This window comes from Pseudomonas plecoglossicida NBRC 103162 = DSM 15088, assembly GCF_000730665.1.
GTDB lineage: Bacteria > Pseudomonadota > Gammaproteobacteria > Pseudomonadales > Pseudomonadaceae > Aquipseudomonas > Aquipseudomonas plecoglossicida.
The window spans coordinates 1-16,808 of the sequence record NZ_BBIV01000028.1 but is presented as its reverse complement, the minus strand read 5'-3'; the positions used below and the strand labels follow the sequence as shown (position 1 = coordinate 16,808).

The following is a 16,808-nucleotide window of genomic DNA, read 5'->3' as shown; positions in this document are numbered from 1 at the left end:
TTGCAAGGCAGCAGCCGGGGCCTCGTGCCCCGGTTTTTGTTTTTTACGGAATTTGTTTCAAGAGGATTGGCGACATGCAGATACAGCCAGGCGTATACCGGCATTACAAAGGGCCTGAGTACCGTGTCTTCAGTGTTGCACGGCACTCCGAGAGCGAAGAGTGGATGGTCTTCTACCAATGCCTGTATGGTGATTACAGCTATTGGGTAAGGCCACTTTCGATGTTCCGGGAGTCGGTCGAGGTTGACGGCGAGCAGGTGCCACGCTTTGCTTTGGTCAAGGCCGAAGAGGGGCTGCCTGGTGTGCCTGGCAAGTCGCACGCGTGAACGACCGCGCTTGACCTCACTCTTTTGCCACTATATATAGCGGTGCCGCGTCCGGCACCTGACGCGTTTCTCATCTTCAGATTCAGGAATACTCCGATCCATGGGCAAATCGCTGGTCATTGTGGAATCCCCGGCCAAGGCCAAGACCATCAACAAGTACCTGGGCAACCAGTACGTGGTGAAGTCGAGTATCGGCCACATCCGTGACCTCCCCACCAGCGGTTCGGCCAGCGCCAGCAAAGAGCCGGCCGCCAAGCGGGGCAAGGCTGCTGCGGGTGAGGCTCCGGCCCTGTCGCCAAAAGAGAAGGCCCGTCGCCAGCTGGTGGCGCGCATGGGCGTCGACCCCGATCACGGCTGGAAGGCCAAGTACGAGATCCTGCCTGGCAAGGAAAAGGTGATCGAAGAACTGCGCCGCCTGGCCAAGGATGCCGACACCATCTATCTCGCAACCGACTTGGACCGCGAAGGGGAGGCCATCGCATGGCACCTGCGCGAAGCCATCGGCGGCGACGACAGCCGCTACAAGCGCGTGGTGTTCAACGAGATCACCAAGAAAGCCATCCAGGAGGCCTTCTCGCAGCCAGGCGAGCTGGACATCGACCGCGTCAATGCCCAGCAGGCACGCCGCTTCCTCGATCGCGTGGTGGGCTACATGGTCTCGCCGCTGCTGTGGGCCAAGATTGCCCGTGGCCTGTCCGCCGGTCGCGTGCAGTCGGTGGCGGTGAAGCTGGTGGTCGAGCGTGAGCGCGAAATCCGTGCCTTCAACCCGGAAGAGTACTGGGAAGTGCACGCTGACCTTGGCACTGCCAAGAACGCCAAGGTGCGCTTCGAAGTGGCCCGCGAGAAGGGCGAGGCCTTCAAGCCGCTCAACGAAGCCCAGGCCATGGCTGCCCTGGAAAAGCTCAAGGCTTCCAGCTACAGCGTGGTCAAGCGCGAAGACCGCCCGACCAGCAGCAAGCCTTCGGCACCGTTCATCACCTCCACCCTGCAGCAGGCGGCGAGCAATCGCCTGGGCTTCGGGGTGAAAAAGACCATGATGATGGCCCAGCGCCTGTACGAGGCTGGTTACATCACCTACATGCGTACCGACTCGACCAACCTGTCGGCTGACGCCCTGGACATGGCGCGCAGCTACATCGAGCGCGAGTTCGGCAAGCAGTACCTGCCGGAAGCGCCGCTGGTGTATGGCAGCAAGGAAGGCGCCCAGGAGGCGCACGAGGCGATTCGCCCGTCCGATGTCAACACCCACCCGACCAAGCTCAGTGGCATGGAGCGTGACGCCGAGCGCCTGTACGAGCTGATCTGGCGCCAGTTCCTGGCTTGCCAGATGCCGCCGGCGCAATACCTGTCCACCAGCGTCACCGTGGCCGCTGGCGAGTTCGAGCTGCGCGCCAAGGGCCGTATCCTCAAGTTCGACGGTTACACCCGCGTGCTGCCGCAGCAGAGCAAGCCGGGCGAAGACGATGTACTGCCGGAAATGGCTCAGGGCGAGGCGCTGAAGCTGATCCAGCTCGACCCGAGCCAGCATTTCACCAAGCCGCCTGCGCGCTTCACCGAAGCCAGCTTGGTCAAGGAAATGGAAAAGCGTGGCATCGGTCGTCCGTCGACCTACGCGGCGATCATTTCCACCATCCAGGACCGTGGCTACGTCACCCTGCACAACCGTCGTTTCTACTCCGAGAAGATGGGTGACATCGTTACTGAACGTCTCTCGGAAAGCTTCTCCAACCTGATGGACTACGGCTTCACGGCCGGCATGGAGGAGAACCTCGACGACGTGGCCCAGGGCGAGCGCGACTGGAAGCACGTGCTCGATGAGTTCTACGGTGATTTCAGCAAGAAGTTGCTCAATGCCGAGTCTGCTGAAAACGGCATGCGCGCCAATCAGCCGACCATGACCAACATTCCGTGCAAGGAATGTGGTCGCCCGATGATGATTCGTACTGCCTCCACGGGCGTGTTCCTCGGCTGCTCCGGCTACAGCCTGCCGCCGAAAGAGCGCTGCAAGGCCACCGTCAACCTGGTGCCGGGAGATGAGATTGCCGCCGACGACGAGGGCGAATCCGAATCCCTCGTGCTGCGTGGCAAGCACCGCTGCCCGATCTGCGCCACGGCGATGGATGCCTACCTGCTCGACGAGAAGCACAAGCTGCACATCTGCGGTAACAACCCGGATTGCGCAGGCTACGAGATCGAAGAGGGCAGCTACCGCATCAAGGGCTACGAAGGGCCGAGCCTGGAATGCGACAAGTGCGGTAGCGAGATGCAGCTCAAGACCGGCCGTTTCGGCAAGTTCTTCGGTTGCACCAACCCGACGTGCAAGAACACCCGCAAGCTGCTCAAGAGCGGTGAGGCAGCGCCACCGAAGATGGACAAGGTGGAGATGCCTGAGCTCAAGTGCGAGAAGGTCGATGATACCTACGTGCTGCGTGACGGTGCTTCGGGGTTGTTCCTGGCCGCCAGCCAGTTCCCCAAGAACCGCGAAACGCGTGCGCCGCTGGTGCTGGAAATTCTCCCGCACAAGCATGAGATCGATCCGAAGTACCACTTCCTCTGTGATGCGCCGCAGAAGGACCCGGAAGGGCGTCCGGCAGTGATCCGCTACAGCCGCAAGACCAAGGAGCAGTACGTGCAGTCCGAGGTCGATGGCAAGCCGACTGGCTGGAAGGCCTTCTACGACGGCAATGCCTGGAAGGTCGAAGACAAGCGCTGATTCGTCGGTGCCAGCAAATGGGGCCGTTTCGCACCCCATTTCATTGATGACAAGCACACCCCGATCCTTGAAACTGCAGGTATTCGCCCTTCAGCCTTCAAGGAGGCCACCCGACATGGCCCAGGAACTCTACACCCGCACCAACCAGAAGTTGTTTTTCGCCGGCCTTGCCCTGGAATCCATGGCCAAGGCCGCCGACAGCCAGGCAATGAATGCCCAGGGCCTGGTCCAGGCCGAGCGCGAATCAGCGTTGTTCCACCTGTATGGTGCCTTGCTGGGGTTGTGTCACGAGATCGCTGGCTATTACCGCCTGCCGACGTCGCCGAGTGTCGAACAGTTGCTCGCCGACGATGCCCTGAGCGCCATTGCCATCCCTGAAGTCGCTGAGTTGCTGGAGTTGGCCCGCCAGAGGGAGACTTGGCTGGCGCAACTGCTCGGCGCTTATGCCGATTTGTTCCGACCACCGGTCGCGAAAAAAGCAGCGAAAACCGACGTTACCCAGCCTTTGATTCAGGCCATCAACCTCGACGAAGCCGAGCAGCCTGCTCTATCGCGTGAGCAGCTGGAAAGCTGGCGCAGTGATTTGAAAGGTTTGGTGAGACGTTTCCGTGACGCGTTGAGTGAGTGCTGAGAGTCGCTACGGCTGGTACACTACTGGCCTTTCGTGGAGAACAGCCCTATATGTCTACGTCGTTTCTGGAAATTGTCGAGTTGCCTGATGGCCGGATCGAACTGCGTCGCGCCGAGGATGAAGGCTGCCTGGTAACCCTGGATTTCTCGGAAGACGCCAAGGCATTCCTGCAGGGCCAGCATGTCGAAGTCGCCAAGGCCATGCTGAGCGTTGGTGTGCAGATGGCTGGCCGCCTCATGGATGGCGAGCTGGAGCGCGACGAAGGGCCGCGCGTGCTGCACTAAGGCTTCATCGAGTTTGAATTTGCAGGCAAAGCCTGAACATCAGCCAAGGCGGATGTTCAGGCTTTTTGCGTTTCCGGCACTGGCGGCGCGTACCAGTTGTTGACGTGCCGTGGCGTTGACGCTGCCAAGCCAGCTCACCACAGTGTGGCTGCGCCCCAGGCGCAAGGCTTCGCAGGCCAGTTGCAGTGCGTTCTGGTTGCCACGCGGCTGCAACAGCAGGATACGCTCGCGGTTCAAACCTGCATCGCGCAGCCAGGCCTGGGTCAGGCTGGCGGGCGGGGCGATCAGGGTCAGCCACCGGGCCTCCTGCTCTTCGCTCAATTCGCGCAGCACCGGCGCCAGCAGGCTCTGGCAATGTTCGGGTGCGCCACGCAGGGACAGTTCGCTGAACAGCTCCGGTCGGCTGCTTTTACGTGCCTGCTCGGTGGCCTTCAGGCCTGGCAGAACCGGTTGTGCAAGAAAGGCTTCGAACAAGGGAAGCTGGACCTGCTGTTGCGCTTGGATGAACTGCTGCATGACGCCTCCTGGTTCAGCGGCGAATGACGCCGACACTCAAACCCTCGATCACCAGTTCCTGTTCTTTCAGGTCGACTTCGATAGGGGCGAATTCGGGGTTTTCAGCGATCAGCCAGACCTTGCTGCCTTCGCGCTTGAAGCGCTTGACGGTCACTTCATCGCCGATACGGGCAACGACGATCTGGCCATTGCGGGCCTCGCGGCAGGTGTGCACTGCCAGCAGGTCGCCGTCGAAGATGCCGACGTCCTTCATGCTCATGCCGTGTACACGCAGCAGGTAGTCGGCGCGGGGGTGGAAGAAGGTCGGGTTGATGTTGCAGGATTGTTCGATGTGCTGCTCGGCCAGAATCGGTGCGCCGGCCGCAACGCGACCGATGATCGGCAGCCCGCTGTCTTCGCGCTTGGCTTCCACACCCGGAATGCGGATGCCACGGGAGGCGCCGGGGGTCATCTCGATGGCACCCTTGCGAGCGAGGGCCTTCAGGTGTTCTTCTGCGGCGTTGGGAGACTTGAAACCGAGCTCCTGGGCAATTTCCGCACGGGTGGGCGGGAAGCCGTTTTCTTCGAGGCAGCGTTTGATGAAAGCCAGGATTTCGGCTTGGCGTGGCGTCAGTTTCAACATGGCGAGCGCTCTGTCTTTTTGTACAGTGACTGGGATTATATACAGTGCTGGATGCGCTGCAAGCGCCAAAGCGCAGATAAAAGCTGCAATCGGCGCATATTGTGGCTTGCAGCCCGCAGCCAGGCGCATTTAAATGGCGACCGCCCGGTCAGCTGGCCTTGACAGTTTCAGGGCTGAAACGTATGTTTCAAACACTTGTTTGTATGTCTGTCTGCCGGAGTATTCATGGCCCAATCGGAAACCGTTGAACGCATTCTCGATGCTGCCGAACAGCTGTTCGCGGAAAGGGGGTTCGCGGAAACCTCGTTGCGGTTGATTACCAGCAAGGCGGGCGTCAATCTGGCGGCGGTCAACTACCATTTCGGTTCGAAGAAAGCGTTGATCCAGGCCGTCTTCTCGCGCTTCCTCGGCCCGTTCTGTGCCAGTCTCGAACGCGAACTGGAGCGGCGCCAGGCCAAGCCTGAGCAGAAGCCCAGCCTCGAAGAGCTGCTGGAGATGCTGGTCGAACAGGCCCTGGCAGTACAGCCGCGCAGCAACAATGACCTGTCGATCTTCATGCGCCTGCTGGGCCTGGCGTTCAGCCAGAGCCAGGGTCACCTGCGTCGCTACCTGGAGGACATGTACGGCAAGGTGTTCCGCCGCTACATGCTGCTGGTCAATGAGGCGGCGCCTCGTATCCCGCCGCTGGAGCTGTTCTGGCGCGTGCACTTCATGCTCGGTGCTGCGGCATTCAGTATGTCGGGGATCAAGGCCCTGCGCGCCATCGCCGAAACCGATTTCGGCATCAATACGTCGATCGAGCAGGTGATGCGCTTGATGGTGCCGTTCCTGGCGGCGGGCATGCGCGCCGAAAGTGGCGTTACCGACAACGCCATGGCCTCGGCCCAACTGCGCCCCCGCAGCAAGACCAGCGCCACCGCCAAGGCCTGAAGGCTGGGCGGGGCAGGGCGCTTGGGCTAAGCTAGCGCCCATGCCTGACCTCGATTTCCTGCACATCTCTCTCGCCGACCAGCGCCTCTATGGGTTTGCCCATGGGGAGCTGCGTGTGCGCATCGAGGTGTCTACCGCGCGCAATGGCGCTGGCGAGCGCAAGGGTTCGGGTTGTACTCCGCGTGGCCTGCATCAGGTGCGGGCGAAAATTGGCGCGAGCCTGCCGCTCAAGGCCGTGCTGTGCGGCCGACGCTGGACCGGTGAGGTGTGGTCGCCAGCGTTGCACGCGCAGCACCCCGGGCGTGACTGGATCCTGACCCGCATCCTCTGGCTCAGCGGTTGCGAGCCTGGCGTCAATCGCCTGGGTGCGGTGGACACCTTTCGTCGTTACATCTATCTGCACGGCACGCCAGACTCGGAACCACTGGGTCTGCCGCTATCCCATGGCTGCATACGCCTGCGCAACACCGATCTGCTTGGCCTGTTCGAGCGTGTCCCGGCGCATTGCCCGGTACGCATCGACGAGGCCGCCTGCCCCCAGTGGGCCTCCATTGGTTTGAAATGAAGGATTGCCTATGACCGTCAGCCTGCAAGGCTCCCTGATGGTGGATATCGCCGGTAAATGGCTGACCGCCGAAGACCGCCAGCTCCTGCGCCAGCCAGAAGTGGCCGGCCTGATCATCTTTGCCCGCAACATCGACAGCCCGCGCCAGGTGCGCGAGCTGTGCACCTCGATCCGTGCCATCCGCCCTGACCTGATCCTTGCCGTCGACCAGGAAGGTGGTCGCGTGCAGCGCCTGCGTCAGGGCTTTGTGCGCCTGCCGGCGATGCGTGCGATCGCTGACAACGCCAATGCCGAATACCTGGCCGAGCAGTGCGGCTGGCTGATGGCCACCGAGGTGCTGGCCGTCGGCCTGGACCTGAGCTTCGCCCCGGTTCTCGACCTTGATCATCAGCGCAGTGCCGTGGTCGGCAGCCGTGCCTTCGAAGGCGACCCGCAGCGTGCCACGCAACTGGCGGGTGCGTTCATTCGCGGCATGAACGCGGCGGGCATGGCCGCTTGCGGCAAGCACTTCCCGGGGCATGGCTGGGCGGAAGCGGACTCGCACGTGGCGATCCCCACCGACGAGCGTAGCCTGGAGCAACTGCGTCAGGCCGACCTGGTGCCGTTCACCCGCCTGAGCGGGCAACTGGCGGCGGTGATGCCAGCGCACGTCATCTATCCGCAGATCGACAACCAGCCTGCCGGCTTCTCGCGTCGCTGGCTGCAGGACATCCTGCGCGGCGAGTTGGGCTTTGAGGGTGTGATCTTCAGTGATGACCTGTCCATGGCCGGGGCACATGTGGTCGGCGATGCGGCGAACCGTATCGAGGCGGCCTTGAGCGCGGGTTGCGACATGGGCCTGGTGTGCAATGACCGGGCGGCAGCGGAGCTGGCATTGGCTGCGGCGCAGCGCTTGAAGGTCAAGCCTTCGCCACGGATTGCGCGGATGCGCGGGCAAGGTTTTGCCTGTACCGACTATCGCCAGCAGCCGCGTTGGCTGGAGGCTTTGGGGGCGTTGAAGGACGCGCAGTTGATCGACTGATCCCAAACCCCATCGCCGGCAAGCCGGCTCCCACAAGTATCCTCACTGCCCTTGAAGTGTGGGAGCCGGCTTGCCGGCGATGAGGTCGCAGAGCACTAGCGCCCACGCTTTCCGGGCAACGGCGCAAACAGGGCGTCGATTTCCTCATCCCCAAGCCGCCACTGCCCGGCCTGCCCACCATCGAGCAGGCTCGCCGCCAGCGCGGCTTTCTCCTGCTGCAATTGCTGGATCTTCTCTTCCACCGTGCCCCGGGTAATCAGCTTGAACACGAACACCGGCTTGTCCTGGCCGATGCGGTAGGCGCGGTCGGTGGCCTGGTTTTCGCTGGCCGGGTTCCACCACGGGTCGAAGTGGATCACCGTGTCCGCCGCCGTCAGGTTCAGGCCGACGCCACCGGCCTTGAGGCTGATGAGGAAGACTTCGCTGGCACCCTGCTGGAATCGCTGCACCGGGGTGCGCCGGTCGCGGGTGTCGCCTGTGAGCAGGCTGTAGCGGATCTTGCGTTTTTCCAGCTCCTGCTCGATCAATGCCAGCATCGAAGTGAATTGTGAGAACAGCAAGACCCGCCGTCCTTCGCTGAGCAGTTCGTCGAGCATCTCCAGCAGTGCGCCGAGCTTGCCCTTGTCGGCCTGGTTGCCTTTGCTCTCCACCCCTTTGACCAGGCGCAGGTCGCAGCACACCTGGCGCAGCTTGAGCAGTGCGTCGAGGATCACGATCTGGCTGCGTGACGCGCCGTTGCGGGCAATCTCGTCGCGTACCTTCTTGTCCATCGCCACCCGCACTGCCTCGTAGGTGTCGCGCTGGGCGTCGCTGAGCTCGACCCAGTGGACCATTTCGGTCTTGGCTGGCAACTCGGTGGCCACCTGTTCCTTGGTGCGGCGCAGCAGGAAGGGGCGAATGCGGGTGACCAGGTGGGCCAGGCGCTCGCCGTCGCCATGGCGCTCGATCGGCGTGCGGTAGTCCTGGTTGAAGCGTTTGACCTCACCCAGCCAGCCGGGCATCAGGAAATGGAAGATCGACCACAGCTCGCCCAGGTTGTTTTCCATCGGCGTGCCGGTCAGGCACAGGCGCTGGTCGGCCTGCAGTTCGCAGACAGCGAGGGCCGCCTTGCTGGTGCTGCTCTTGATGTTCTGTGCTTCATCGAGCACCAGCACGCTCCAGGGTTGCTCGCTCAAGTGCGCCAGGTCCCGCTGCACAAGGGCATAGGTCGTGAGCACCAGGTCGTACTCGCCCAGCTTGGTGAAATGCTTGCTGCGGCCAGGGCCCTGCAGGGCCAGCACGCGCAGTTCGGGGGCGAAGCGTTGAGCCTCGTCCAGCCAGTTGGGTACCAGGCTGGTGGGCATCACCGCCAGGGCAGGGCTGCTCAGGCGCCCGTGCTGCTTTTCCAGCAGCAGGTGGGCGAGGGTCTGCAGTGTCTTGCCCAGGCCCATGTCATCGCCGAGGATCCCTCCCGTGCCCATTTCGCGCAGAGCCTGGAGCCAGTTGAGGCCTTGTTGCTGATACGGCCGCAAGGTGGCATTGAGCCCGGCGGGCGGTTCGACCTGCAGGTCGCGGGCATCACGCAGGCGCCGGCCCAGGTCGCGCACATGGGCACCACCTTCCCAGTGCAGGGGCAGGTGTGCGATGTCGTTCAGGCGCGCCGCATCGGCACGGTCCATGCGCAGGCTCGGGCCGGCGGCGTCTTCGTGCAGGTACAGCTCGCCAAGGGTGCCCATCACCGCCTTGATCCGCCCGTAGGGCAAGGCGACGCGCAGCGCCGGGCTGTCCACCCGACCGCGGTTGAGGTCGATCAGCAGGTGCTCGTCGTCACTGCGGCGAGCCAGTTCGCTGGCGCGCAGCAGTTCCGGGTTGCTGCGCAGCAGCTGCAGGACGATTGGCAGCAGGCTGTGGCGCTGGCCGTCGACGACGATACCCAGCTCCAGGTCGAACCATTCGTGGCCCGGCGCTTCGTCGATGCTGGCGTACCAGTCGTCGACTTCCTGCAGGTTGAAGGCGAAGTCGCGGTGGATGTCGATGTTCCAGCCCGCTTCGCGCAAGCGCGGCAGGCCATCGCGGGCGAAACGCAGCCAAGCTTCGTCGTCGGGCAGTTGAAGCATTTCGCCGGCGCTGTCGGGCAGCGCCTTGCTCTGCCGGGTGGCAGCTTTGAAGCCGAGGTCGCGCAGGGCCTTGCGCAGGGCTTGTTCAGCCTGGGGCTGGCGGCGGATGCGCTGGCTGGTGACGCCGACCAGGCGGGTCAGTGGCTTGTCGTCGCTGCTGCTGGCGCGCAGGCCATCGTAGTCGAACGACAACGCCGCGCGATGCTGCATCTGGCGCTGCATGCGGCCGCTCTTGGGCATGTAGGCGCTGAATTCGAGGCTGCCGAGGGTCAATCGGCCCTTTGGCTCGATGGATTCGACCTGCTCGGTGCTGACGGCCGTGGGTGTGGGGACTTGGCGATTCAGGGCGTTCAATCGGTGACTCAAGGGGACGACCAGGTGTTCGGGGACGGTGGGTGCACGCGCAAGCTGGCTGGCAATGAAGGGGTCGAGGTCATGACGCAACTTGCCCGTCAGATGTCCCTTTTTGTCTACGTAGTACATGGGTTCGACAGGCAAGGCCTGCAACTGCAACTGATCATCGTGGTACCAGGCACCGCGATAGCAGCCCGTGTCGAGCCTGATCCAACGGAATTCGGCGTGCAGGTCTGGCCCGAGCGCCAGTGGCACGAGGTCTTCCTCGTACAGCAGGCGCCCGGTGGCCAGGGCATATCCGAGCATCTCTGCGCCCTGTTTGCCCTCCAGCGGCACCACGGGCGCGATCGTCTTGCTGCGGGCATCGATCAGGCGTAACAGCCGCGCATCGTCTTCGGTCACGTAGCGTGGGGTGTAGTAGATCAACTCGGGCATCGAGGTGATTCGGCCGATCTTCAGGGTCCCATCGGCTTGTCGGGTCCCTTTGATTGCTTCCAGTTGGCAGTGCTCGTGCTCCATCCGGATGCGGTAATAGATCGCCGGCCCTTTGCGCACGGGTTCGCGCGTGGTTGTGGGTTGGGAGGGCGATTCGAGCGCCTGGACCCACTGGTTCAGGTCCGGGGGCAGCGACAATGCGGCCTGCTCTTGCGTGATGGGGGCATCGAGGCCGCTGTCGCTGTCCTGCAGATGGAACAGTGTTGCGACGCAGTGTTTGCAATTGAGGCCGACCGGGCAGGAGCAGCGCCCGAGCACACGCAGGTCGCCGCCGTTCAATACCAGGTGAATCGTCTGGTGATAGGTCTGGCCCGCCGACCCCTCGCACGTCGATTCGATGGTCTTTTCGTCCAGCGACAGGATTCTGGTGCGCGCCTGCGCAGCGTAATTCCGGCCTCGGGCCAGTGCCCCGGCTTCGATGAAGTCGACCCAGTCCGGATTGGCCCTCAACAATTGCTGCGCATTGGTCGCGCTCACATCACTGCTCCATCATCTCCGGGTCCATCGCCGGCATTTTCGGCGCGCCTGGCGCAGTGACCTTCAACAGCAGTGCCAGGTGGCCACCGTCCATGAACGTCAGCTGGCCGCCTTTCATGTTGCTGTTGGTCTGCTTGAACTGCTCGCTCTGCAGCACGTTGCCGTTGCTATCGAGCTGGTTGACCCAGAAATTGGCCTCGACCGCGATGAAGCGGCCTTCGGTGAGGCTCAGGTTGCCTTCGATCGGGAAGTGGCCGAAGCGCTCCTCGCCGGCGCCCAGGGCGATGCGGCTGGGCTCGCTGCCGACCTGCTGCTGCCAGGCCTTGTGCAGCAGCACGGTGTAGTCGGCGGTGGCTTGCAGGCGGGTGGTTTCGTCTTCCAGCGCCAGCGGGCGTTCGGCGCCCTTGTCCAGGCGCGGGGCGCCGGCGCTCCAGTCTTCCGGGGCGTACTGGCTGGTGAAGGCGGGCACGCTGTTCTGCCGCACGAGGATCATTTCCACCTGATACAGGCCTTCGGCGAAGGCGGCTGGCGCGAACAGCGCAAGCAACAAGGTCAGGCAACGGATGGCACGCATGTTTCTTCCTTAGGCGGTTTGTGGGGTCAGGCGCTCGAACAGCGCTTCCAGGGTGTTGAATCGTTCGTCGGGGCGTTCCATCGGCACCAGGAAGCGGAATTGGGTCGCGCCTTCGAACTTGTAGCGTTTGGGCTGGCCCTGGATCAGCTTGATCAGGGTCAGCGGGTCGACCGGGGTTTCGGCCTCGAATTCGAGCTTGCCGCCGTTGGGGCCGGCATCGACCTTCTTGATGCCAAGCTTTTCCGCCTGCAGCTTGAGCTGGGTCAGGCGCATCAGGTTCTTGGTCGGCTCGGGCAGCAGGCCGAAGCGGTCGATCATTTCCACCTGCAGGTCCTTGAGGCCCTCTTCGTCCGCCGCCGAGGCAATGCGCTTGTAAAGGATCAGCCGCGCATGCACATCCGGCAGGTAGTCCTCGGGGATCAGCGCCGGCAGGCGCAGGTTGATCTCCGGGCCGCCGCCCAGGGGTTGTTCGAGGTTCGGCTGGTTACCCTTGCGGATGGCCTTGACCGCGCGCTCGAGCATTTCCATGTAGAGGGTGAAGCCCACGGCCTGGATCTGCCCGCTCTGGCCTTCGCCAAGCAGCTCGCCGGCACCGCGGATTTCCAGGTCGTTGGTGGCCAGGACGAAGCCTGCGCCGAGGTCCTGGGTGTTGGCGATGGCCTCCAGGCGTTTCTCGGCGTCGCTGCTGACCTTTTGCCGCGCAGGCGTCAGCAGGTAGGCATAGGCCTGGTGGTGGCTGCGCCCGACCCGGCCGCGCAGCTGGTGCAGCTGGGCCAGGCCGAACTTGTCGGCGCGCTCGATGACGATGGTGTTGGCGCTGGGCACGTCGATGCCGGTCTCGATGATGGTCGAGGCGATCAGCACGTTGAAACGCTTGTGGTAGAAGTCGCTCATCACCTGTTCCAGTTCACGCTCGCGCATCTGCCCGTGGCCGATGCCGATACGCGCTTCCGGAACCAGTTCGGCGAGGTCGGCGGCGCACTTCTCGATGGTCTTCACATCGTTGTGCAGGTAGTACACCTGGCCGCCGCGCAGCAGTTCACGCAGCAGGGCTTCCTTGACCGTGCTGTTGTTGTGCTCCATGACGAAGGTGCGCACCGACAGGCGTCGTGCCGGCGGCGTGGCGATGATCGACAGATCGCGCATGCCGGCCACGGCCATGTTCAGGGTGCGCGGGATCGGCGTGGCGGTCAGGGTAAGGATGTCGACTTCGCTGCGCAGGGCCTTGAGCTGCTCCTTCTGGCGCACCCCGAAGCGGTGCTCTTCGTCGATCACCACCAGGCCCAGGTCCTTGAAGCGCACGTCATCCTGCAGCAGCTTGTGGGTGCCGATGAGGATGTCGATCTTGCCTTCGGCCAGCTCGGCGGCAGCGTTGGCCACTTCCTTGGCCGACTTGAAGCGGCTCATCACCTCGACGGTCACCGGCCAGTCGGCGAAGCGGTCGCGGAAACTGTTGTAGTGCTGCTGGGCGAGCAGGGTGGTTGGCACCAGTACGGCCACTTGACGACCGCTGTGCACGGCAATGAAGGCCGCGCGCATGGCCACTTCGGTCTTGCCGAAGCCGACATCGCCACACACCAGGCGGTCCATCGGCTTGGCGGCGAGCATGTCGGCGCGCACCGCTTCGATGGCGTTCTGCTGGTCCGGGGTTTCCTCGAAGGGGAAGCCGGCGCTGAAGGTGGCATAGTCGGCGGCCGGATCGGCGAAGGCATAGCCCTTGCGTGCGGCGCGGCGGGCGTAGATGTCGAGCAGCTCGGCAGCCACGTCGCGCACCTGTTCGGCGGCCTTGCGCTTGGCTTTCTGCCAGGCTTCGGAACCCAGTCTGTGCAGTGGCGCCAGGGCGTCGTCGCTGCCGGTGTAGCGGGCGATCAGGTGCAGGTTGGCGACCGGCACGTAGAGCTTGGCGCCCTCGGCGTACTCCAGGGTCAGGAACTCGGCGGCCTGGCCGTCGATCTCCAGGGTGGCCAGGCCCAGGTAACGCCCCACGCCATGGTCGATATGCACCACCGGGGCGCCTTCACGCAGTTCGGTGAGGTTCTTGATGACCGCATCGTTGGCCGCTTCGCCACGCTTGTCGCGGCGTCGGCGCTGCATCACGCGCTGGCCGAACAGCGGGCTTTCGGCGACCAGGGCGATGGCTGGGTCATCCAGCAGCAGGCCTTCGTCGAGCGGGGCGATGGTGATTGCCAGGCGTTCCTTGCCGGTAATGAAGTCAGTCCATCCTTCGACTGTCTGCGGCCTCAGCTTGAGGCGTTCGAGCAACTCCAGCAGCACCTCGCGACGGCCCGCCGACTCGGCGGTGAACAACACCCGGCCAGGGAACTGGTCGAGGAATTCGGACAACGCCGCCAGCGGCTGGTTGGCCTTGGCTTCGATCGCCAGGTTGGGCAGGGCGCGGGCCGGGAAGCGCTCGCGACCAGCACCCGGCTCCACGTCGTCGGCGCTGACCACCACACGCGGCCACTGCTTGAGCCGGGCGAAGCAGTCTTCCACCGGCAGGAACAGTTCGGCAGGTGGCAGCAGCGGCCGGGTCAGGTCACCGCGGCGGTCCTCGTAGCGCCCGCGCACGTCGTTCCAGAAGTGCTCGGCGGCCTGCTCGACGCCCGGCAGGGAGAACACCTGGGTGTCGCTGGGCAGGTAGTCGAACAGGGTCGAGGTGTCTTCGAAGAACAGTGGCAGGTAGTACTCGATGCCGGCGGGAATGATGCCGCTGGCCAGGTCCTGGAAGATCGCGCTGCGGCGGAAGTCGACGTCGAACCGCTCGCGAAAGCGTGCCTTGAAGCGCGTGACTTCTTCCTTCTGCATGGGGAATTCGCGCGCCGGCAGCAGGCGGATCGAGTCGACCTTGTCGATCGAACGCTGGGTCTCCGGGTCGAAGGTGCGCAGGGTCTCGATCTCGTCGTCGAACAGGTCGATGCGGTAGGGCAGCTTGCTGCCCATCGGGAACAGGTCGATCAGCGCCCCGCGCACGGCGAACTCGCCATGTTCGTAGACCGTGTCGACGCAGCGGTAGCCACTGGCTTCCAGGCGCTTGCGCATCTGCTCCACGTCGATGGTCTGGCCCACGTCCAGCACCAGGCTGCTGCCGAGCAGAAAGCGCGTCGGCGCCAGGCGGTGCAGGGCGGTGGTGATGGGTACGACGAGGATGCCATGGCTCAGCTCCGGCAGCCGGTAGAGGCTGGCGATGCGCTGGGAGATGATGTCCTGGTGCGGCGAGAACAGGTCGTAGGGCAGGGTTTCCCAATCCGGGAACGGCAGCACCGGCAGGTCCGGGGCGAAGAAGCGCAGTTCCTGCTCCAGGCGATCTGCGGCCTGGCTGTCGGCGGTCAGCAGCAGGGTGAAGCGACCCGCGTTGCTGGCGGCCTCGGCGATGGCCAGGCTGAGGGCGGCACCAGGCAGGTTGCCCCAGGTTTGTTTGCCGGCCGTGGCCGACATTTGCGGTAGGCGCAGAACTGACACGGGAGATTGCACTCCAAGCGTTGCGGCAAAGAGATCGATTGTACCGGTGCCGGTGCGTGCTGTCAGGCTCGAAAGGGGCTAGAGCACGGGCTTGGCATCCAGCGACAGGCGCTCATTGCCGGTTACGCGCTGGGGCGTCATAATGTAGCCCCTTTTTTCTGTCCCTACATGTGGAAGGTTCCCGTGACTCAGAAGCCCGACCAGTGTCTTGGTGAGTGGATCGATCGTGAAGCGCTTGCTGAAGCCATGATCCCGCTTATCGGTCAGCTCTACCGCAACAACAACGTGGTGAGCTCGATCTACGGCCGCAGCCTGATCAACCGTTCGGTTATCTCGATCCTCAAGGCCCACCGCTTTGCGCGTCATCGTCAAGCCGACGAAACCGAACTGTCCGTCCACGAGACATTCCCTCTGCTCAAGGCCATGAGCGAGCTGAAACTGGGCGCCGCTTCGGTCGACCTGGGCAAGCTGGCGAACAAGTTCAAGCAGGAAGGCAACGGCCGCAGCGCCGAGCAGTTCGTGCGTGAAGAACTGGCCGAAGTGGTTGGCCAGCAGAACGCTTCGGCGCGCAAGGGCACCGACGTCGTGCTGTACGGTTTCGGCCGCATCGGCCGCCTGCTGGCGCGCATCCTGATCGAGAAGACCGGTGGTGGCGACGGCCTGCGCCTGCGCGCCATCGTCGTGCGCAAGGGCGCCGAGAACGACCTGGTCAAGCGTGCCAGCCTGCTGCGTCGTGACTCGGTGCACGGCCCGTTCGATGGCACCATCACCATCGACGAAGCCAACAACACCATCACCGCCAATGGCAACCTGATCCAGGTCATCTACGCCAAGAGCCCGAGCGAAGTCGACTACACCCAGTACGGCATCGAGAACGCGCTGATCGTCGACAACACCGGTGTATGGCGTGACGCCGACGGCCTGGGCCAGCACCTGGCCTGCCCGGGCGCTGCCCGCGTGATCCTCACCGCACCTGGCAAGGGCGCGCTGAAGAACATCGTGCACGGCATCAACCACGGCGACATCGCCGCCGATGACAAGATCATCTCGGCTGCCTCCTGCACCACCAACGCCATCGTGCCGGTGCTCAAGGCCATCAACGACCAGTACGGCATCGTCAATGGCCACGTCGAAACCGTTCACTCGTTCACCAACGACCAGAACCTGATCGACAACTTCCACAAGGGCAGCCGTCGTGGCCGTGCCGCGCCGCTGAACATGGTCATCACCGAAACCGGTGCTGCCACCGCAGCCGCCAAGGCACTGCCAGTGCTCAAGGGCAAGCTGACCGGTAACGCCATTCGCGTGCCGACGCCTAACGTGTCGATGGCCATCCTCAACCTGAACCTGGAAAAGGGTACCAGCCGCGAGGAAATCAACGAGTACCTGCGCCAGACCGCCATGCACTCGGAACTGCACAAGCAGATCGACTATGTCAGCTCGCAGGAAGTGGTTTCGACCGACTTCGTTGGCTCGCGCCACGCTGGTGTAGTGGACGCCGAAGCGACCATCGCCAACGACAACCGCGTTGTCCTGTACGTCTGGTACGACAACGAGTTCGGTTACAGCTGCCAGGTGGTTCGCGTGATGGAAGAGATGGCCGGTGTGAACCCGCCAGCGTTTCCGCGCTGATCCGCTTGTAAGGCAATGAAAAAACGGGAACCTTCGGGTTCCCGTTTTTTTTGCCGGCGTGGGTTGTGTGGCGCCTGTGAGATCGAGCGCCGCCCGCGCGGCGCATCGCGAGC

General features: G+C 63.6%; 13 protein-coding genes. 8 read left to right on the top strand and 5 right to left on the bottom strand.

Features of this window, described 5'->3' with window-relative positions; genetic code table 11:
* The first annotated feature begins 74 nt into the window (after positions 1 to 74).
* From PPL01S_RS16330 to PPL01S_RS16315, 4 genes are all read left to right on the top strand, one after another.
* Entirely contained in the window at positions 75 to 326 is a 252-nt protein-coding gene (locus tag PPL01S_RS16330) for a DUF1653 domain-containing protein (RefSeq protein WP_016391297.1), read from the top strand.
* A gap of 100 nt (positions 327 to 426) precedes the next feature.
* On the top strand, positions 427 to 3,039 hold the full coding sequence (gene topA / locus PPL01S_RS16325) for a type I DNA topoisomerase (RefSeq protein ID WP_016391296.1): 2,613 nt from the start codon (positions 427 to 429) through the stop codon (positions 3,037 to 3,039).
* Positions 3,040 to 3,154: 115 nt separating this feature from the next.
* A complete protein-coding gene (locus tag PPL01S_RS16320) occupies positions 3,155 to 3,670 on the top strand; it encodes a DUF6586 family protein (protein WP_016391295.1) in 516 nt (171 codons plus the stop codon).
* 50 nt (positions 3,671 to 3,720) lie between these two features.
* Positions 3,721 to 3,954 (top strand): hypothetical protein, encoded by a 234-nt coding sequence (locus PPL01S_RS16315; protein ID WP_016391294.1) that lies wholly within the window; start codon positions 3,721 to 3,723, stop codon positions 3,952 to 3,954.
* Positions 3,955 to 3,993: 39 nt separating this feature from the next.
* Here PPL01S_RS16315 and sulA read toward each other — a convergent pair whose 3' ends face one another.
* Entirely contained in the window at positions 3,994 to 4,470 is a 477-nt protein-coding gene (gene sulA / locus PPL01S_RS16310) for an SOS-induced cell division inhibitor SulA (RefSeq protein ID WP_028625757.1), read from the bottom strand.
* A gap of 13 nt (positions 4,471 to 4,483) precedes the next feature.
* The gene (lexA, locus tag PPL01S_RS16305) at positions 4,484 to 5,092 is read right to left on the bottom strand and encodes a transcriptional repressor LexA (RefSeq protein WP_016391292.1); all 609 of its coding nucleotides are present in this window, start codon (positions 5,090 to 5,092) and stop codon (positions 4,484 to 4,486) included.
* A 225-nt stretch (positions 5,093 to 5,317) separates the two neighbouring features.
* Here lexA and PPL01S_RS16300 point away from each other — a divergent pair, with 225 nt between their 5' ends.
* From PPL01S_RS16300 to nagZ, 3 genes are read left to right on the top strand one after another with little or no spacing between them, the layout of a single operon-like run.
* On the top strand, positions 5,318 to 6,022 hold the full coding sequence (locus PPL01S_RS16300) for a TetR/AcrR family transcriptional regulator (RefSeq protein WP_016391291.1): 705 nt from the start codon (positions 5,318 to 5,320) through the stop codon (positions 6,020 to 6,022).
* 40 nt (positions 6,023 to 6,062) lie between these two features.
* Positions 6,063 to 6,587, top strand: a complete 525-nt coding sequence (locus tag PPL01S_RS16295; protein ID WP_028625756.1) for a L,D-transpeptidase — start codon at positions 6,063 to 6,065, stop codon at positions 6,585 to 6,587.
* Positions 6,588 to 6,609: 22 nt separating this feature from the next.
* A complete protein-coding gene (nagZ, locus tag PPL01S_RS16290; RefSeq protein WP_171817224.1) occupies positions 6,610 to 7,608 on the top strand; it encodes a beta-N-acetylhexosaminidase in 999 nt (332 codons plus the stop codon).
* Positions 7,609 to 7,703: 95 nt separating this feature from the next.
* On the opposite strand, the gene PPL01S_RS24720 is transcribed toward nagZ, so the two are convergent.
* The 3 genes from PPL01S_RS24720 to mfd are packed head-to-tail and all read right to left on the bottom strand — an operon-like array spanning position 7,704 to position 15,063.
* Positions 7,704 to 11,030, bottom strand: a complete 3,327-nt coding sequence (locus PPL01S_RS24720) for a DEAD/DEAH box helicase (RefSeq protein ID WP_016391288.1) — start codon at positions 11,028 to 11,030, stop codon at positions 7,704 to 7,706.
* A gap of 1 nt (position 11,031) precedes the next feature.
* Positions 11,032 to 11,604 (bottom strand): CsiV family protein, encoded by a 573-nt coding sequence (locus PPL01S_RS16280; protein ID WP_016391287.1) that lies wholly within the window; start codon positions 11,602 to 11,604, stop codon positions 11,032 to 11,034.
* Positions 11,605 to 11,613: 9 nt separating this feature from the next.
* Positions 11,614 to 15,063, bottom strand: a complete 3,450-nt coding sequence (mfd, locus tag PPL01S_RS16275; protein ID WP_028625754.1) for a transcription-repair coupling factor — start codon at positions 15,061 to 15,063, stop codon at positions 11,614 to 11,616.
* Positions 15,064 to 15,231: 168 nt separating this feature from the next.
* Between mfd and PPL01S_RS16270 the strand changes: the two genes are divergently transcribed.
* Positions 15,232 to 16,695, top strand: a complete 1,464-nt coding sequence (locus tag PPL01S_RS16270) for a glyceraldehyde-3-phosphate dehydrogenase (RefSeq protein ID WP_028625753.1) — start codon at positions 15,232 to 15,234, stop codon at positions 16,693 to 16,695.
* Positions 16,696 to 16,808: the final 113 nt, after the last annotated feature.

Excerpts from the sequence above, each read along its gene's own strand:
- PPL01S_RS16330 (WP_016391297.1), top strand. The coding sequence starts at position 75 with ATGCAGATACAGCCAGGCGTATACCGGCATTACAAAGGGCCTGAGTAC.
- topA (WP_016391296.1), top strand. The coding sequence starts at position 427 with ATGGGCAAATCGCTGGTCATTGTGGAATCCCCGGCCAAGGCCAAGACC.
- PPL01S_RS16320 (WP_016391295.1), top strand. The coding sequence starts at position 3,155 with ATGGCCCAGGAACTCTACACCCGCACCAACCAGAAGTTGTTTTTCGCC.
- PPL01S_RS16315 (WP_016391294.1), top strand. The coding sequence starts at position 3,721 with ATGTCTACGTCGTTTCTGGAAATTGTCGAGTTGCCTGATGGCCGGATC.
- sulA (WP_028625757.1), bottom strand. The coding sequence starts at position 4,470 with ATGCAGCAGTTCATCCAAGCGCAACAGCAGGTCCAGCTTCCCTTGTTC.
- lexA (WP_016391292.1), bottom strand. The coding sequence starts at position 5,092 with ATGTTGAAACTGACGCCACGCCAAGCCGAAATCCTGGCTTTCATCAAA.
- PPL01S_RS16300 (WP_016391291.1), top strand. The coding sequence starts at position 5,318 with ATGGCCCAATCGGAAACCGTTGAACGCATTCTCGATGCTGCCGAACAG.
- PPL01S_RS16295 (WP_028625756.1), top strand. The coding sequence starts at position 6,063 with ATGCCTGACCTCGATTTCCTGCACATCTCTCTCGCCGACCAGCGCCTC.
- PPL01S_RS16280 (WP_016391287.1), bottom strand. The coding sequence starts at position 11,604 with ATGCGTGCCATCCGTTGCCTGACCTTGTTGCTTGCGCTGTTCGCGCCA.
- PPL01S_RS16270 (WP_028625753.1), top strand. The coding sequence starts at position 15,232 with ATGTGGAAGGTTCCCGTGACTCAGAAGCCCGACCAGTGTCTTGGTGAG.